Source organism: Klebsiella sp. WP8-S18-ESBL-06 (genome assembly GCF_014169755.1).
GTDB lineage: Bacteria > Pseudomonadota > Gammaproteobacteria > Enterobacterales > Enterobacteriaceae > Kluyvera > Kluyvera ascorbata_B.
The window spans coordinates 2,778,569-2,794,784 of the sequence record NZ_AP022256.1; the positions used below are offsets into that span (position 1 = coordinate 2,778,569).

The following is a 16,216-nucleotide window of genomic DNA, read 5'->3' on the forward strand; positions in this document are numbered from 1 at the left end:
GCTCCCGGTAGAGGATTTACCTATCTTTAGCAACAACCAGCAATAACCGTGCCTAAAAGGAGTTCAGATGCAACGTATCGTCATTATCGCCAACGGTGCCGCCTACGGCAGCGAATCTTTGTTCAACAGCCTGCGCCTTGCTATCGCCCTGCGCGAACAGCAGGAAGACCTGCATCTTCAGCTATTTTTGATGTCTGACGCCGTCACCGCAGGCCTGCGCGGGCAAAAACCCGCGGAAGGCTACAACATTCAGCAAATGCTCGAGATCCTCACTGCGCAAAACGTGCCGGTGAAGCTGTGTAAAACCTGCACCGACGGCCGTGGCATCACCGCCCTGCCGCTGATTGACGGCGTCGAGATTGGCACGCTGGTCGAGCTAGCGCAGTGGACGCTGGCCGCGGATAAAGTGCTGACCTTCTGATATCGTCGCCATTTACCCCGTTTTTAAAGGATTTTGTATTACGTCTGCTGCATTCTGCGCAGCAATGTGGCGAAGGCTGAATGCATTCAGGAACATTGTCATTTTTGTTGAAGCATTGCGGCATTTTTTGATCAAAATCAGCATCCGCAGGCACAGGGTTTGGTGTTATGCGATGAGTGAATTGTGAACAACATCACAAGCAGGATTTCATCGCAGGGAGCGCATTGACTCATGGCAGCGGGGTATTTTGGTGATGGTAAAGGCAAGTTTGACGTTATTTGGCGGAGATACGGTGGTGGTGCGTTGCTCTGAGCGTTGCCACATTCATTTAATGAGCACCCAAAAGAGCGCCAGCAATCACGGCGCCGATATTCTGAGCGTACAGAACGAAGAAAAGGCATACCTGACCGTGCCTTACAGCGGTACCTGGAACGTACTGATTGACAGTCATAGCCAGTCTCTTGAGCACTCTATCAGCTACGTCGCTGCCTGAGCCCTGCCCCGGAAGCACGCTTCCGGGGTGGTCCTGCGACTAAGCCAGCCCCGGCGGATTGACGCCCCCCACCAGCAGCCGCACTTTATGAATCAGTTCATTTAATCCATCGTCCGGCATACCCAGCTTTTGCAGTTCCTGTTCCAGCGAGAAAAGATACTGCGCATTTGTGCCAAGCGGGCCGCTTGCGCGCGCAATCAGCGGGGCAATGACCTGCACGCTGGTGTCGGATTCATACAGCGGATGGCGCGGGTCCATAATAAACACCAGCGCATTTACCGTACGCCCATCGTCGAGCGCCAGTTTGCACCAGGTGGGCAGGTAGCAGCCGGTGATCATCTCGCGTTTCCACAGCAGCGACAGCTCGTTTTCAATTTCGTCATCCGGCAACCGATAGGCGACGCCCGTGGTGCGCCCGCCTTCTTTCAGCGCCAGCATACGGCCCGGCTGGCACGCGCTGCCGCGCCCCGCCGTCAGGCGCAGGCAGAAGGCCCGATGCCAGCCAACCAGCGTGCCGGTAACCGACTCGCTGTAGTTGAGCGCCGGGTTCCACATCAGCGAACCGTAGCCAAATATCCATACCGGGCCATTATCCGGCCGACAGGCCAGCGTTGCCGCCAGCGATGCCGCGCGCTGTTCAGCTGACCATAGCAGCGACGCCTCAATGGCGCCAAACGCCGTCGTACAATCCGCCTTCATTAAGAAATCACGCGTTAACACTTTAAACCTCCACCACCACAACTCGTCCTTGCAACACATACGCTCTCAAGGGAACGGATGGCGACTTCCGGCGCTGTCATTGACGAAATATTATCCAGCTTTACGCCCTCGGATGCAATTTGTCTGCCGGATCCCTATTGCGTTTCACCGTGAACACTCCAGACGAATAATAAAAATAACAACATGACAATTGACTGTTATTTAATAGATATTTATCAGTTGTTTTATATTATAGACCTTTAACCATAAAATTCGCGCCATGGGTAAATTTTAGTAAAAGATTGCCTGACACATGGAAAAATTTGTTAATTTATGCCCCTGATTTTTTCTATAATTATAAATACCTGCATATATGGAGAAACACATGACCCACGCACATGAGGCGGTGAAAACTCGCCACAAGGAGACGTCGCTCATTTTCCCGGTCATCGCGCTGGCAATCCTGTTCTTCTGGGGAAGCAGTCAGTCATTGCCAGTGGTTGTTGCGATTAATGCTCTCGCTCTGGTTGGTATTCTGAGCAGTGCCTTTAGCGTGGTTCGCCACGCCGACGTCTTAGCCCACCGTCTCGGCGAGCCCTACGGCTCCCTGATTTTAAGTCTCTCTGTCGTTATTCTGGAAGTCAGCCTGATTTCTGCGCTGATGGCCACCGGCGATGCCGCCCCTACCCTGATGCGCGATACGCTGTATTCGATCATTATGATCGTGACCGGCGGACTGGTGGGCTTCTCGCTGTTGCTTGGCGGGCGCAAATTTGCCACGCAATATATGAACCTGTTCGGCATCAAACAATATTTGATTGCCCTGTTTCCGCTGGCCATTATTGTGCTGGTGTTCCCGACGGCGCTGCCGGGGGCCAATTTTACCATCGGCCAGTCGCTGCTCGTGGCGCTGATTTCCGCCGCCATGTACGGCGTATTTCTGCTTATTCAAACCAAAACGCACCAGAGTCTGTTTGTCTACGAGCATGAGGACGACAGCGACGATGATGACCCGCACCACGGTAAACCGTCGGCGCACAGCAGCCTTTGGCACGCCCTGTGGCTGATTGTCCATCTGGTGGCGGTGATTGCAGTGACCAAAATGAACGCAAACCCGCTGGAGACGCTGCTGACCAGCATGAACGCGCCGGTCGCGTTTACCGGTTTCCTGGTCGCTCTGCTGATCCTCTCGCCGGAAGGCTTAGGCGCGCTGAAGGCGGTTCTTAATAACCAGGTGCAGCGTGCGATGAACCTGTTCTTTGGCTCGGTGCTGGCGACCATTTCCCTCACCGTGCCGGTGGTGACGCTGATCGCCTGGCTGACCGGTAACGAACTGATGTTCGGCCTGGGGATGCCGGAGATGATCGTGATGGTTGCCTCGCTGATACTGTGCCACATCTCGTTCTCGACCGGGCGTACCAACGTGCTGAACGGCGCAGCGCACCTGGCGCTGTTTGCCGCATACCTGATGACCATTTTTGCCTGAATGGCAGCATGCGCCCGAACCAGGCCGCCGCGAAAACGCTGCGGCCTTTTTTGTTTTCAGGAGAAATTTAGGGGTATTTCCGTCAGACGGTTTGCATTTCCCTTCGTTATATAATCAAATACACATCGATTACTTCCCCTCCTGAATGAGCGACTCATGTCTACATTACACCGTTTACTTGTTGGTCTGACGCTAGCCTGCGCCAGCCTGGCGGCAGCGACCCCTGCGCTTGCCGACCGTACCGTAACCGACCAGCTTGGCCGCCAGGTTACCCTTCCCGATACGGTCAACCGCGTGGTGGTGCTCCAACACCAGACCTTAAACCTGCTGGTACAGTTGGACGCCTCTGCGGATATCGTTGGCGTCCTGAGCAGTTGGAAAAAACAGCTCGGCCCGGGTTTTGCCCGCTTCATGCCCGGCATTGAAACGCTGCCGATGCCGGGCGACCTCACCCAGGTCAATATTGAAAGCCTGCTGGCGCTGCACCCACAGGTGGTGTTTGTCGCCAACTACGCACCGGCGGCCATGATTCAGCAAATTTCCCATGCGGGGATCCCCGTCGTTGCCATCTCTCTTCGTGAAGACGCCGCCGGTGAGCAAAAGAAAATGAATCCCACCATGGCCGATGAAGAACGCGCGTATAACGAAGGTCTTAAACAGGGTATTCGCCTGATTGGTGACGTGGTTAACCGTCAGGCACAGGCGGATGCGCTCATTGATTACACCTTTGCCGCGCGCGCCAAATTCAACGCGCCGGTCGCCGCCATTCCGTCCGCAGAGAAAGTTCGCGTGTACATGGCTAACCCGGATCTGAATACCTATGGTTCAGGGAAATATACCGGCCTGATGATGCAACATGCGGGCGCTATCAACGTGGCCGCCGCAACCGTAAAAGGCGCACGCCAGGTGTCGATGGAACAAGTGTTGCAGTGGGATCCGCAGGTTATCTTCGTGCAGGACCGCTACCCCGAGGTGGTGAAACAGATAGTCAACGACCCGCAGTGGCAAGGCATTGATGCTGTGAAAAATCACCGCGTCTGGCTGATGCCGGAATACGCGAAAGCATGGGGCTATCCAATGCCGGAAGCGCTGGCTATTGGCGAACTGTGGCTGGCGAAAAAACTCTACCCGCAGCGCTACAAAGATATCGACGTCGATGCGCAGGCGCAGGATTACTACCATCGTTTCTACCGTACCGATTGGCAGGCTAATGCACATCCGTAGTCGCCCCAAAACGTTACAGGGTGGGCTGATGCTGCTCACGCTCACCGTTGCCGTGCTCTCTTTGTGTTTTGGTCAATACGGTTTATCTATCGGTGAAGTGCTGGCGCAGTTGATACACCCGCATAGCCGCGATATCGCCCACCAGATCGTCTGGTCCGTTCGCCTGCCGCGCATTCTGATGGCGCTGCTCGCCGGCGGCGCGCTGGGGCTATGCGGCGCGACGCTCCAGGGCGTGTTCCAGAATCCGCTGGTCGACCCGCATATTATCGGCGTCACTTCGGGCTCTGCCTTTGGCGGCACGCTGGCTATTTTGCTCGGACTCAGTATGCCGCTGATGATGGGCACCACCTTCTTCTTTGGCCTGCTGGCGCTCACGCTGGTTTACCTTCTGGCGGCGCTTCAAGGCCGGGAAAGCACGCTGGTGCTGATACTTGCCGGGATTATTCTCAGCGGTTTCTTCGCCGCACTGGTCAGCCTGATGCAGTACATGGCCGACACGGAAGAGGTATTGCCGAATATTGTCTTTTGGCTGCTTGGTAGTTTTGCCACCGCCAACTGGCACAAAGTGCTGCTGCTCGTCATCCCGGTGGCGGCCGCCTCGCTGGTGCTTTACACGCTGCGCTGGCGCATCAACCTGCTGTCGTTGGATGATAAAGACGCCCGCGCGCTGGGCGTTAGCGTAACCGCGTTGCGCCGCGTCGTGCTGCTGTGCTGCGCGCTGCTGGTCGCGGCGCAGGTGGCCGTCAGCGGCAGTATTGCCTGGGTTGGTCTGGTGATCCCTCACCTCGCGCGAATGCTCAGCGGCGCCGATCACCGTCGCCTGCTCCCCTGCGCCTTCTGGATCGGTGCCAGCTTTATGGTATTGGTTGACGATCTCGCCCGTACGCTGACCGCGGCAGAAATCCCCATCGGGATTATTACTGCGCTGGTCGGTGCGCCGCTGTTTGCCATTATGCTGGTACGCGCCAGCCGAAAAGGAACGATCTGATGACCCCGACGCTCACATTCTCGCAGCTCGAATATGGTCACCACTTGCCGCTGTTTACCCCGCTGAATCTGCACTGCCAGCCCGGCGAAGTGTGGGCGATTCTGGGGGCCAATGGTCGGGGGAAAAGTACGTTACTGGACACCATTACCGGCGTACTGCCGTCGTTATCCGGCCGGGTGGTGGCCAGCGGTGGCGTAGGGATTGTTCCACAGTCTTTTCGCCCCGCTTTTGGCTGGCGGGTTCGAGAAATCGTACTGATGGGACGCGCGCGCCATATTGCCCTGTTTTCACAGCCGCAGGAAGAGGACGAACGTCAGGTGCAGGCGGCGTTGGTTCAGCTGAATATCGCCAATCTGGCTGACGCGCTGTTCAGCAATCTGTCCGGCGGTCAGCAGCAGCTGGTGATGATCGCCCGCGCGCTGGTCAGCGCCAGCCAGAATATCCTGTTGGATGAACCCTGCTCGGCGCTCGATTTGGGCAATCAGCAGACGGTGTTACAGTTGATAAGCGATCTGTCGCGCGCCCAGTCGCGTACCGTGATGTTTACCACCCACGATCCTACCCACGCGCTTCAGGTGGCGAGCCATACGCTACTGCTGATGCCTGACAGTCAATGGCTGGCCGGACGAACAGCCGAGGTGGTACAGGAAGCCAATCTCCAGCGCGCTTACGGCGTACGGGTTCGTAAGCTTCAGCTTGAGGATTACCCTTCCCCGGTGGTGACTCCGCTTTTTACTATTCACCGCTCGCCGACATAAACCCGGCGTCGCGCAGGCAGCGCTGCCCCTCTTCACCCAGTATAAACTGGCGGAACAGCCGCGCGTCGTCATGCTCATCAACATCGGTCAGGTAATATTCACAGTGAATATTCCACGGCTCGGGAATAACGACGCAGCGAACGTTGCTTTGATTCTCCAGCGCGGTGGCGTAGTGAGCATAGCCGATAAACAGATCGGCGAACCCCTCATCAATCAACCATTGGCTGGCCATCGCCCCGTTCGGCAGCGCGAGCGAATGCCGCCCGCCAACCAGCGGCATTGCGCGCTGCTTGAGCGCATTGCCCAGCGCCGGATAGCAGGACGCTATACGCTCAAAAAGCTGCCAGGTGTAGTCACCGGAAGGGTCGCACAGCGGCGTCGAAGTCGCTAACCGCAGCGTCTCATCCGCCAGCAGTTCCCGCCACGTTTTTCCCTTCGTCTGCGGGGTATTTCGCACGGTAAGCATCAGCGAATTGCGGGCAAAAAGATGGAGACCGCTTGCGCGGCCGGCGTCACAAAGCGCCTGAGGATGCTGGCGATTCGCCGATGCAAACAGCGAACACGGTTCACCGCTTTCAATACGCTCGCGCAGTAAACCGGCGGGGCCAAAAACCAGCTTCAGCGCAATGCCGGTTTGCCCGGAAAACTGCGCCTGTAACGGGATAAACGCGCGGCGCAGGCTGCCGGCCGCCAGAAGTGTTAACGTGGAATGCATAAGAAGAAACGAAGTAGCCCAGACATAAGCGTTATATTATCTGGGCTATTACGCTTCTGACCAGCACTTTAGTCGTGAATTTCCGCCAGCATCCGCAGCCGATCCGGCGTTGCCACCGGCAGATGGAAGAAGTCCAGATAGGCCGGGATCATTTCAAACAGCATATCCGTCCCTGGCTGTACCGGACACCCGCGCGCCATTGCCGCTTGCAAGAAAGGCGTAAACGTCTGCTTCATGACGACTTCGCCCACGAACGTGCCGGGCTCTATTCGCTGAACGTCCATCGGCAGCGGATCGGCAGGGAGCATGCCCAACGGTGACGCATTGACAACCAGGCCATGCCCCGCCGGATCGTTGTCCATCACCGTCAGTTCGAGCTGCGGGTAATGCCCCTGTAAACGGTCAGCCAGCGCGTGCGCCGTGCTTTCCCGCGCATCGTATAGCGTCAACGCACTGACGCCCGCTGCCGCTAGCGAAGCCGCAATCGCCGACCCCACGCCGCCGCTGCCCACCACCATCGCGCGTGCCCCGACGGTACCAAAGCCCTTGCGCTGAATGCCGCGCACAAAGCCGTCACCGTCAAACATATCACCGGTCAGCGAACCATCGGCTTCGCGGCGGATAGCGTTGCAGGCACCGGCAATTTGCGCGGTGGGACTCATCCGGTCGACCAGCCCGCAGGTCGCCACTTTATGTGGCATCGTCACCAGTGCGCCCGCAATATTGGTTAGCGAAAACAGCGCGGGGATCAACGACGCATAATCTTCCGGCTTGATGCCCATCGGCACCACTTTGACGTCGACGCTCTGGTTTTCAAACCAGGGGTTATAGATCATTGGCGCCTTGAAGCTTTCCGTCGGATATCCCAAATGCGCAATCAACCGCGTACGCCCACTAATGTGCATGCGTTTCCTCCAGTTCAGGCAGATCCAGTTCGATGCGCTTCACATCACCGAGAATAAACAGATACGCCACCACGCCAAGCAGCGCCGCGCCGCCGATATACACCAGGGCGTAGAAGAAGCTGCCAAACGCCGCCACGATAAAACCAATCACCAGCGGCGTGAGGATCCCCGCCAGGTTGGCGCAGAAGTTAAATAGCCCGCCGGTCAGCCCGCCCAGCCCCTTCGGTGCCATATCGGAAATTAACGTCCAGCCCAGCCCGACCATCCCCTGGCCAAAGAACGCGAACGACATCACCAGGATCACCGCCGTGTCGCTGGACAGCCAGTTAGCACTAATAATGCAGCTCGCCATCAGCAGCCCCGCGATAATGGGCAACTTACGGCCCAGGTTGGCGCTGCCGGTAGCTTTCAGCAGCTTATCCGACACCCAACCGCCGAACATCACGCCGCCCGCCGCTGCCAGAAACGGCAGAATGGCGAAGAACCCGACTTTCAGCCACGGCATATGCCGCTCGGTCGCCAGATAGGTGGGGAACCAGGTCAGGAAAAATACCAGCACGGTATTGCCCGCAAACTGGCCGATACTGGCGCCAATAATTTGCCGTTTGCGCAACAGCTGACGTACCAGCGGCCAGCTGAACGCCTTGCGCTGCTCAGCGCCAGAGCTGATGCCGCCGCCGGCGGCAATGTACTCGCGCTCCTGCTGGCTCAGACGGCTGTCCTCATGCGGTTCGCGATAGCATCGCCACCAGACCAGCGCAAATAACATGCCGACGACACCTACCGAGATAAACAGCATGCGCCAGCCAAAACCGCCCATAATCCAGAACAGCAGCGGCGCAAAACAGGCCAGCCCGAGATATTCACCAACGGTATACACCGCGGTCGCTTTTGCTCGTTCATGCTGCGGAAACCAGGCGCTCACCACCCGGCTATTCACCGGGAAGCACGGCGCTTCGCTGACGCCAAGACCAAAACGGCACAGCAGCAGCGTTTTCAGACCTACGGCAAAACCATGCAGCAACGTAAACAGCGACCAGAAGCTCAGCGCCAGAAAATAGGTCAACTTGTTGCCGAAGCGATCGAGGAACATGCCGCCGGGGATCTGCGCCAGCGCGTAGGTCCAAGCAAAGGCAGAAAAGACAATCCCCATCACCGCGGCGCTAATGCCCAGCTCCTGGGTCAGCTGCGGCGCGGCAATCCCCAGCACCGTGCGGTCGAGATAGTTGATCATGGTCCCCACGGCCAGCAGCGCCAGAATACCAATGCGCCGCCGGGAGCGAGGGATCGCGTTCACCGCCGCAGCGGTGGCCACACGAGGTTGGCCGAGTGAATTCATAGTGTTTACCTGTCGTTGTCGAGTGCAGATGAATGTTTATTGTTATGGTCTAGCCTGTGGCGCCAGCGTACCGAATGGTACATTCCGGCGCTAACGGTACTGCATTGCCGCCAGTCGTACGGCAGCATTCACCGCGCCGTACTGCGCGTAGCCGTGACGACGTTCGGTAAATTCAAAGAAGAAGCGCCCTTCGCTGAACGGTAAGGTGTAACGGTGTAAAAATTCGCCGCCCGTACCGTCACGATCGTAGAGAATCTGCTGGCGGCGTAGGGTTTCCACCTGCGCGCTATCGCCAAATCGCGCCTGCAAATCATCGTAATAGTTTGCCGGAACCGGCAGCGACAGCGCGGCTGCCAGCGGTTGGTTGTCCAGCAGCGTGGGGAGATCGCGACCCGCGAACGCCGCGTGCTGTAGCCCGGCCCCCTGATAGCAGGCCACCGAGCGGGCAATCTGCGTTGCGCGGCTTTGAGAGATATTCAGCGCCAGGCGTACGGTACCCTGCGGGCTTTGCACCGCCAGGCTGCGCACCAGGCCGTAAGGGTCTGGTAGCGTTTGTTCATGCTCCAGCGTAAAACCCAGCACCGCGCGAACAAACATCACCCAGTTGTCACGGCTGTCGGCCTCCATCCCTAGCGCCAGATGGTCGATCCCCAGCAGCGGCCCCACGTTCGCCGTTTCGGTGAGGGTAAAATCCTGCGCGTAAATATCCTGTTGGCTATCGACAAGATAAATCAGGCTGCCGTCCGGTGCGCATACCGCCGGGATGGTGCTTTCATTCGGCCCGGCTTCGCCCTGCCAGGTGGCGTAGCCATAGGCTTTGGCGCGAGCGATCGCTGGCGCACTTTCGCTGACCCGTAGCGCAATCGCACACAGCGAGACGCCGTGACGTTGATAGAAGTGATCCGCCCAGCTGTGGGGCTGATAGTTGATAATTACCCGCGCGCCGCCGTTACGCCACAGCGCGACCTGCTTGGAACGGTGCATCCCCTCCAGCTGGAATCCCATACCGCCGAGCATGGTGCTCAGCTTTTTCGCTTCGCCAGGGCTCGCGGCGAACTCAATAAACTCAATGCCCTCAAAAGTCGGTAGATTGGCCGTGTGGAACAGATCCGCCCCGCTCTCACCGAGTGTGCGTTGAGTCTGCTCTTCCAGCCACAGCAACGAGCGATAGCCGTCTTTGGCCGTCGCGCCGTTGGGCGAGGCGCGGAAGCCGTCGTTAAAAATTTCCAGCGACCATGGGCCACGGTAGCCAAGGCGCGTCAGTTCTTGAGTAAACGCCACCAGCGGCAGTTCACCCTGCCCCGGAAAGCAGCGGAAATGGCGGCTCCACTCGAGCACATCCATTTTCATCAACGGTGCATCGGCCAGCTGGAGGAAGGTGATCTTGTCCATCGGCACTTCGTGCAAACGACGCAGATCGTCGCCTAATGCCAGGATATGGAAGCTATCGAGCACGATCCCCAACGCCGGGCTATCTACCGCTTTCACCCGCTCCCAGGCCTGATACCAGCGATTTACGTGGGTACCCCACGCCAGCGCTTCATAGCCAATGCGGATATTTTCCCGCTCCGCCAGCGTCGCCAGCGCGCGCAAATCTTCAACCTGCAGGGAAAAGTCGGCAGAACAGTCGGCCTGAACGTTACTGCACAGCAGCAGCGTGTCGCAGCCCAGCTCGTGCATCAGCGCAAATTTGCGCTCGGCTCGCGCCAGGTTAGCCGCAAACCGCTCGCGCGGGCCGCCTTCAAAATCGCGAAAAGGCTGAAATAACGTGATTTTAAGCCCCAGATCGTCGGCCATATTACGGACATCCGTCGGCGTACCGGTATAATAGAGCAAATCGTTTTCAAAGATTTCAACGCCCTGATAACCGGCAGCGGCAATCGCGCTGAGCTTTTCAGGCAGGGTTCCAGAAAGGGATACGGTAGCAATTGAACGCAACATGGTTTCACCTGGCTTTGGCGGTAGCAGTTGCATCGAATATGAATCATTTGGTTCAAGTGCGCCAGATTTGGTTGCTAATTTGTGATCGTTGTGTGTATTTTTTGTGCCCGGCAAAAATGAACAGGAGTGGTTATGTCAGCCATCGCTCACGATGAAGCGCAGTCGCTAAAAACACGGATTTTTACCGCCGCAATCGCGGTTTTTGCGGAGCACGGCTTGGCCGGTGCGCGTATGGAACAGATAGCCGGCGAGGCGCAGACGACCAAGCGTATGGTGGTGTACTACTTTAAGACTAAAGAGCTGTTGTACCAGGCGGTACTGCAGTACGTCTATACGCGCATTCGCGAGACCGCGCAGCAATTGGGGCTGGAGAATCTGCCGCCGGTGGAAGCACTCGTCCAACTGGTGAAATGGAGCGTACGTTATCACGCCGAGCACGCTGATTTTATGCGGATTATCTGTATGGAGAATATGCAGCGCGGGAAATGGCTGCTGGCTTCGGGCGATCTGAAGCGGCTGAATAAAAGCGCCCTCTCCTTGCTGGAGCAGATTCTGCACCGCGGGCAAGAACAGGGCATATTCCAGCCCGCGTTAGACGCGCGCGACGTTCACCGTCTGATTAGCAGCTTCAGCTTTTATCAGGTGTCTAATTTTTACAGCTTTAACAGCCTCTATCTGGACGGTCCGCTTCCGGATATCAACGATGAGGGGCTGATTCATCACCACAGCGAGCTGGCGGTGAAATCGATTTTGCGCTTTGTGATCGCCTGATCCGCTGTCAGGCCTGCCCTGACAGCGCAGTTACCACCTTCTGCATCGCTTCACGCGTCAGCTCTGAACGCTGGACCTTGGTGTTTGCCAGCGCCGTGCGGACCACGCCAGCGATCACAATATGCTTCGGTTCCTGGCCCAAATCGCGCATTTCCAGCACAACTTTTCCCACTACGCGGCACATTTCCTGGTATAAAACGTCGTCTTTTGCCTGATTTCCCATCGTTTACGCTCGCTAATTTCCATTAAGAATCAAATTATTATTGTTTCGTTTCGCACAGAAAGCAAATCAGCAGGCTCCCGGCGTCTGCCGTTGCGCATCTATGCTGTTACATTTTCACCTATAATTCGTTTTTATTTTGTTAAACAGCCTTCATTCATTTTGAAACAGCGTTTTTATTTTCTTTTTTCGCCATAACATCGTATAATCCGCCGCGTTTCTTTCTTGAATGGTTTCAGCTCATTGGACTACATCAATAAACGATTAAAACATCGCCTTTTTGACTATGCTGAACCTCTAGCACACTTTCCTCTGCACGCTTTTTTTATGTCACCTATCCTTATGGCGTGGCATAGCAACTTTCGTAACACAGGTTTGACTCCGTGGCCGTGCGCGCATGGGGCGAGAATTCCAAATCCTTCTCAATCTCAACTTAAAGACTAAGACTGTCATGAAAAAGACCAAAATTGTTTGCACCATCGGGCCGAAAACCGAATCCGAAGAGATGTTAGGCAAAATGCTCGACGCGGGCATGAACGTTATGCGTCTGAACTTCTCTCACGGCGACTATGCTGAACACGGTCAGCGCATCAAGAACCTGCGCAACGTGATGAGCAAAACCGGTAAGAAAGCCGCTATCCTGCTGGATACCAAAGGTCCGGAAATCCGTACCATCAAACTGGAAGGCGGTAACGACGTCTCCCTGAAAGCGGGCCAGACCTTCACCTTCACCACCGACAAATCCGTTATCGGCAACAGCGAAATCGTTGCGGTCACCTACGAAGGCTTCACCTCTGACCTGAAAGTGGGCAACACCGTGCTGGTTGACGATGGCCTGATCGGTATGGAAGTGACCGCTATCGAAGGTAACAAAGTTATCTGTAAAGTGCTGAACAACGGCGACCTGGGTGAGAACAAAGGCGTTAACCTGCCGGGCGTTTCCATCGCGCTGCCAGCGCTGGCTGAAAAAGACAAACAGGACCTGATCTTCGGTTGCGAACAGGGCGTTGACTTCGTTGCCGCATCCTTCATTCGTAAACGTTCTGACGTTATTGAAATCCGCGAGCACCTGAAGGCGCACGGCGGCGAAAACATCCAGATCATCTCCAAAATTGAAAACCAGGAAGGCCTGAACAACTTCGACGAAATCCTCGAAGCCTCTGACGGCATCATGGTTGCTCGTGGTGACATGGGCGTTGAGATCCCGGTTGAAGAAGTTATCTTCGCCCAGAAAATGATCATCGAAAAATGTATCCGCGCGCGCAAAGTCGTTATCACTGCGACCCAGATGCTGGATTCCATGATCAAAAACCCGCGTCCGACCCGCGCTGAAGCCGGCGACGTAGCAAACGCCATCCTCGACGGCACCGATGCAGTCATGCTGTCCGGTGAATCCGCAAAAGGTAAGTACCCGCTGGAAGCCGTGACCATTATGGCCACCATCTGTGAACGTACTGACCGCGTGATGACCAGCCGTCTGGAGTTCAACAACGACAGCCGTAAGCTGCGCATCACCGAAGCCGTCTGCCGTGGCGCAGTAGAAACCGCTGAGAAACTGGACGCACCGCTGATCGTGGTAGCAACCCAGGGCGGTAAATCCGCACGCGCTATCCGTAAATACTTCCCGGATGCCACCATCCTGGCGCTGACCACCAACGAAACGACTGCGCGTCAGCTGGTGCTGAGCAAAGGCGTTGTCGCACAGGTTGTCAAAGAAATCAGCTCTACCGATGATTTCTACCGTCTGGGCAAAGAAGTCGCTGTAGAAAGCGGTCTGGCACAGAAAGGCGACGTCGTGGTGATGGTTTCCGGCGCGCTGGTACCGAGCGGCACCACCAACACCGCCTCCGTACACGTACTGTAATAATCCACATACTTATTATAGTTTGCCTAAAAAGCGCCCATTGGGCGCTTTTTTTATACACTCAGATAACCCTGCTCAATAAAAAATCAAATAGGCTCTCACTATTTAAACTTCGATTATCTAAGATGAATCCGATGGAAGTCCTCTGTTTTCACACGCATTTTCCCGGCAAAAGCGCAAAGTCGGTGCTTCTTTGAGCGAACGATCAAAAATAAGGGAAAACGCATAAAAAAATATTCTCAATATAAAAAAGTTTGTGTAATACTTGTAACGCTACATGGAGATTAACTCAATCTAGAGGGTATTTATAATGAATCGTACTAAACTGGTACTGGGCGCGGTAATCCTGGGTTCTACTCTGCTGGCAGGTTGCTCCAGCAATGCTAAAATCGATCAGCTGTCTTCTGACGTTCAGACTCTGAACGCTAAAGTTGACCAGCTGAGCAACGACGTGAACGCAGTGCGTTCCGACGTTCAGGCTGCTAAAGACGACGCAGCTCGTGCTAACCAGCGTCTGGACAACCAGGCTCACTCTTACCGTAAGTAAGAGTTCTGGTAATAAAAATGGCGCACATTGTGCGCCATTTTTTTTGCCTGTAAATCCCCCGCCCTACTGCGTAACCTTCCCTGATGTCATGTCCGCATTCTGTGCTGACACGACCGGCTCCGAAGCTGAAGCCGCCCCAGCGCCCTGAGACACCGCCACCGGATATCCGGCACGACGAGACAGCACGCGCTTCACCTGCGCTTCATCCACGCTACCGTGACCAGCAAACACTTTAAAGCCGGATGACAGCGTCATCTTCATCGTTTGCGTGTCCTGCTCGGCGTTCTGCGACAGCGGGCGGTGCACTTCCAGATAGCGCGCGCCGTTCGGTTCCACTGAATATTTCACCGGCTCATTGATCACCCGCACCGGCGTCCCGCTGCGCACCTGGGCGAACAGCGCCTTAATGTCCGGCGCATTCATGCGAATACAGCCCGAGCTGACGCGTAGCCCGACGCTATCCGGCGCGTTGGTACCATGGATAAGGTATTCACCGTTACCGTACGCCAGACGCAGCGCATACAGCCCTAGCGGGTTATGCGACAGCGGGCGGTGCACTTCCAGATAGCGCGCGCCGTTCGGTTCCACTGAATATTTCACCGGCTCATTGATCACCCGCACCGGCGTCCCGCTGCGCACCTGGGCGAACAGCGCCTTAATGTCCGGCGCATTCATGCGAATACAGCCCGAGCTGACGCGTAGCCCGACGCTATCCGGCGCGTTGGTACCATGGATAAGGTATTCACCGTTACCGTACGCCAGACGCAGCGCATACAGCCCTAGCGGGTTATGCGGCCCGGCAGGCACGACAGCGGGCAACGTCACGCCGCGCTCCAGCGAACGCGCGCGGATACCCGGCGTTGGCGTCCAGGTCGGGTTCGGGATCTTCTGCCCGACCCGAGTCGTCATTTCCGGCGTTTCCAGCCCCTGCAGGCCGATGCCTATCGGATAGACCTGGACCTGCTGTTCACCCGGCGGGAAGTAATACAAGCGCAGCTCGGCGAGGTTGACGACAATCCCTTCACGCGGGACGTCCGGCAGCAGCATCTGCGACGGAATCGTCACCACGGTGCCGGGACGGGGAACCGGTGCGATGGTATTGTTGGCTTCAAGAATCAGCATCGCCGCCGTATCAAAGCGTCTGGCGATGGCCTGTAGGTTCTTATCCCCCTCCTGAACCGTGTAGGTTTGATTGTGGCCGATTAAACGACTGTTGGCAGGGGGTAATGGGTAGTCAACCGCCCAGGCGCTTGAGATCGCGCTGAGGGCGCCTAAAATGCCGAGTGTTAAGAGGGACGCGCGCTTCATATCTGGATTCCTTATTCATATTCACTGACAACATGCCAGAAAGCTGAACCACCAGCGTGGTGGGCTGCCCGCCCACCTTTCGTAACAGAATGAAAGCTGTCTATTTGATATTAGCTAAAACTTGCCGCCTGCGTGCGGATAGCGCGAATCATGGCCTCCAGTCCCTGAGAACGTGACGGCGTCAGATGCTGCGCCAGCGCCATCTGTTCAAACCAGGGCCGTACATCAAAAGCCTGTACGTCCGCAGCGGTCATCCCATCGTAGAGGATAAACACCACGGCAATCAAGCCTTTAACAATTGCCGCATCGCTGTCGCCCTGCAGCGTGATACGACCCCGATCGTCACGCCCCATCACAATCCACACCTGGCTCTGGCACCCCTGAATAATATTCTCCGGGCGGTGCTGCTCGGGGCTGAGCGGCGCCAGACGCTGGCCCAGCTCAATAATATAGAGATACTTCTCTTCCCAGTTGGCGCAGCGGTTAAAGTTGCGCAACAGTTTATCTTTGTCCGGTAAAGCCGCCATGGTTGCTCCC

The 16,216-nt window shown here is 56.4% G+C and carries 17 protein-coding genes and 2 pseudogenes; 10 read left to right on the forward strand and 9 right to left on the reverse strand.

Annotation, left to right across the window (positions count from 1 at the left end):
- The first annotated feature begins 67 nt into the window (after nucleotides 1-67).
- Nucleotides 68-421 carry a DsrE/DsrF/TusD sulfur relay family protein gene (locus tag H7R76_RS13330; protein WP_106928881.1) on the forward strand — a complete coding sequence of 118 codons (354 nt, stop codon included), beginning with the start codon at nucleotides 68-70 and terminating at the stop codon, nucleotides 419-421.
- A 247-nt stretch (nucleotides 422-668) separates the two neighbouring features.
- The gene (locus H7R76_RS13335; protein WP_064544976.1) at nucleotides 669-914 is read left to right on the forward strand and encodes a DUF1883 domain-containing protein; all 246 of its coding nucleotides are present in this window, start codon (nucleotides 669-671) and stop codon (nucleotides 912-914) included.
- 39 nt (nucleotides 915-953) lie between these two features.
- On the opposite strand, the gene H7R76_RS13340 is transcribed toward H7R76_RS13335, so the two are convergent.
- Entirely contained in the window at nucleotides 954-1,634 is a 681-nt protein-coding gene (locus tag H7R76_RS13340; protein ID WP_106928883.1) for a gamma-glutamylcyclotransferase, read from the reverse strand.
- A gap of 364 nt (nucleotides 1,635-1,998) precedes the next feature.
- Here H7R76_RS13340 and chaA point away from each other — a divergent pair, with 364 nt between their 5' ends.
- The 4 genes from chaA to H7R76_RS13360 all read left to right on the forward strand — a co-directional run bounded on the left by chaA (nucleotide 1,999) and on the right by H7R76_RS13360 (nucleotide 6,069).
- Nucleotides 1,999-3,099 (forward strand): sodium-potassium/proton antiporter ChaA, encoded by a 1,101-nt coding sequence (chaA, locus tag H7R76_RS13345; protein WP_106928885.1) that lies wholly within the window; start codon nucleotides 1,999-2,001, stop codon nucleotides 3,097-3,099.
- Between the two features lie 156 nt (nucleotides 3,100-3,255).
- Nucleotides 3,256-4,323 (forward strand): ABC transporter substrate-binding protein, encoded by a 1,068-nt coding sequence (locus H7R76_RS13350; protein ID WP_182965485.1) that lies wholly within the window; start codon nucleotides 3,256-3,258, stop codon nucleotides 4,321-4,323.
- Nucleotides 4,310-5,311, forward strand: a complete 1,002-nt coding sequence (locus H7R76_RS13355) for a FecCD family ABC transporter permease (protein ID WP_106928889.1) — start codon at nucleotides 4,310-4,312, stop codon at nucleotides 5,309-5,311. The genes H7R76_RS13350 and H7R76_RS13355 overlap by 14 nt, the downstream gene beginning before the upstream one ends.
- Entirely contained in the window at nucleotides 5,311-6,069 is a 759-nt protein-coding gene (locus H7R76_RS13360; protein ID WP_182965487.1) for an ABC transporter ATP-binding protein, read from the forward strand. Before H7R76_RS13355 ends, H7R76_RS13360 begins: the two co-directional genes overlap by 1 nt.
- Here the strand turns inward: H7R76_RS13360 and H7R76_RS13365 are convergent.
- From H7R76_RS13365 to H7R76_RS13380, 4 genes are all read right to left on the reverse strand, one after another.
- A complete protein-coding gene (locus H7R76_RS13365; RefSeq protein WP_182965489.1) occupies nucleotides 6,047-6,784 on the reverse strand; it encodes a substrate-binding domain-containing protein in 738 nt (245 codons plus the stop codon). The genes H7R76_RS13360 and H7R76_RS13365 overlap by 23 nt on opposite strands.
- A gap of 68 nt (nucleotides 6,785-6,852) precedes the next feature.
- Nucleotides 6,853-7,689 carry a shikimate dehydrogenase family protein gene (locus H7R76_RS13370; protein WP_106928895.1) on the reverse strand — a complete coding sequence of 279 codons (837 nt, stop codon included), beginning with the start codon at nucleotides 7,687-7,689 and terminating at the stop codon, nucleotides 6,853-6,855.
- Nucleotides 7,679-9,028 (reverse strand): MFS transporter, encoded by a 1,350-nt coding sequence (locus tag H7R76_RS13375; protein WP_182965491.1) that lies wholly within the window; start codon nucleotides 9,026-9,028, stop codon nucleotides 7,679-7,681. The genes H7R76_RS13370 and H7R76_RS13375 overlap by 11 nt, the downstream gene beginning before the upstream one ends.
- Before the next feature lie 90 nt (nucleotides 9,029-9,118).
- Complete coding sequence (locus tag H7R76_RS13380; protein ID WP_106928899.1) at nucleotides 9,119-10,969, reverse strand: bifunctional sugar phosphate isomerase/epimerase/4-hydroxyphenylpyruvate dioxygenase family protein; 1,851 nt, start codon at nucleotides 10,967-10,969, stop codon at nucleotides 9,119-9,121.
- A gap of 132 nt (nucleotides 10,970-11,101) precedes the next feature.
- On the opposite strand from H7R76_RS13380, the gene H7R76_RS13385 reads away from it, so the two are divergent.
- A complete protein-coding gene (locus H7R76_RS13385; RefSeq protein WP_182965493.1) occupies nucleotides 11,102-11,740 on the forward strand; it encodes a TetR/AcrR family transcriptional regulator in 639 nt (212 codons plus the stop codon).
- A gap of 7 nt (nucleotides 11,741-11,747) precedes the next feature.
- On the opposite strand, the gene fumD is transcribed toward H7R76_RS13385, so the two are convergent.
- Complete coding sequence (gene fumD / locus H7R76_RS13390; protein ID WP_106928903.1) at nucleotides 11,748-11,963, reverse strand: fumarate hydratase FumD; 216 nt, start codon at nucleotides 11,961-11,963, stop codon at nucleotides 11,748-11,750.
- A 240-nt stretch (nucleotides 11,964-12,203) separates the two neighbouring features.
- Here fumD and ynhH point away from each other — a divergent pair, with 240 nt between their 5' ends.
- The 3 genes from ynhH to H7R76_RS13400 all read left to right on the forward strand — a co-directional run bounded on the left by ynhH (nucleotide 12,204) and on the right by H7R76_RS13400 (nucleotide 14,371).
- Nucleotides 12,204-12,404, forward strand: coding sequence for a protein YnhH (gene ynhH / locus H7R76_RS25280; RefSeq protein WP_420107849.1), 201 nt, complete (start codon nucleotides 12,204-12,206; stop codon nucleotides 12,402-12,404).
- Between the two features lie 7 nt (nucleotides 12,405-12,411).
- Nucleotides 12,412-13,824, forward strand: a complete 1,413-nt coding sequence (gene pykF / locus H7R76_RS13395) for a pyruvate kinase PykF (RefSeq protein WP_106928905.1) — start codon at nucleotides 12,412-12,414, stop codon at nucleotides 13,822-13,824.
- Nucleotides 13,825-14,134: 310 nt separating this feature from the next.
- Nucleotides 14,135-14,371 carry a major outer membrane lipoprotein gene (locus H7R76_RS13400; RefSeq protein WP_006118977.1) on the forward strand — a complete coding sequence of 79 codons (237 nt, stop codon included), beginning with the start codon at nucleotides 14,135-14,137 and terminating at the stop codon, nucleotides 14,369-14,371.
- Between the two features lie 63 nt (nucleotides 14,372-14,434).
- Here the strand turns inward: H7R76_RS13400 and H7R76_RS24895 are convergent.
- The 3 genes and pseudogenes from H7R76_RS24895 to sufE form a co-directional block, all read right to left on the reverse strand.
- Nucleotides 14,435-14,911 (reverse strand): annotated as a pseudogene (locus H7R76_RS24895) (L,D-transpeptidase family protein); the annotation flags it as partial.
- Nucleotides 14,912-15,679: pseudogene (ldtE, locus tag H7R76_RS24900) on the reverse strand (L,D-transpeptidase LdtE); the annotation flags it as partial.
- 110 nt (nucleotides 15,680-15,789) lie between these two features.
- Nucleotides 15,790-16,206, reverse strand: coding sequence for a cysteine desulfuration protein SufE (gene sufE, locus H7R76_RS13410; RefSeq protein ID WP_106928909.1), 417 nt, complete (start codon nucleotides 16,204-16,206; stop codon nucleotides 15,790-15,792).
- Nucleotides 16,207-16,216: the final 10 nt, after the last annotated feature.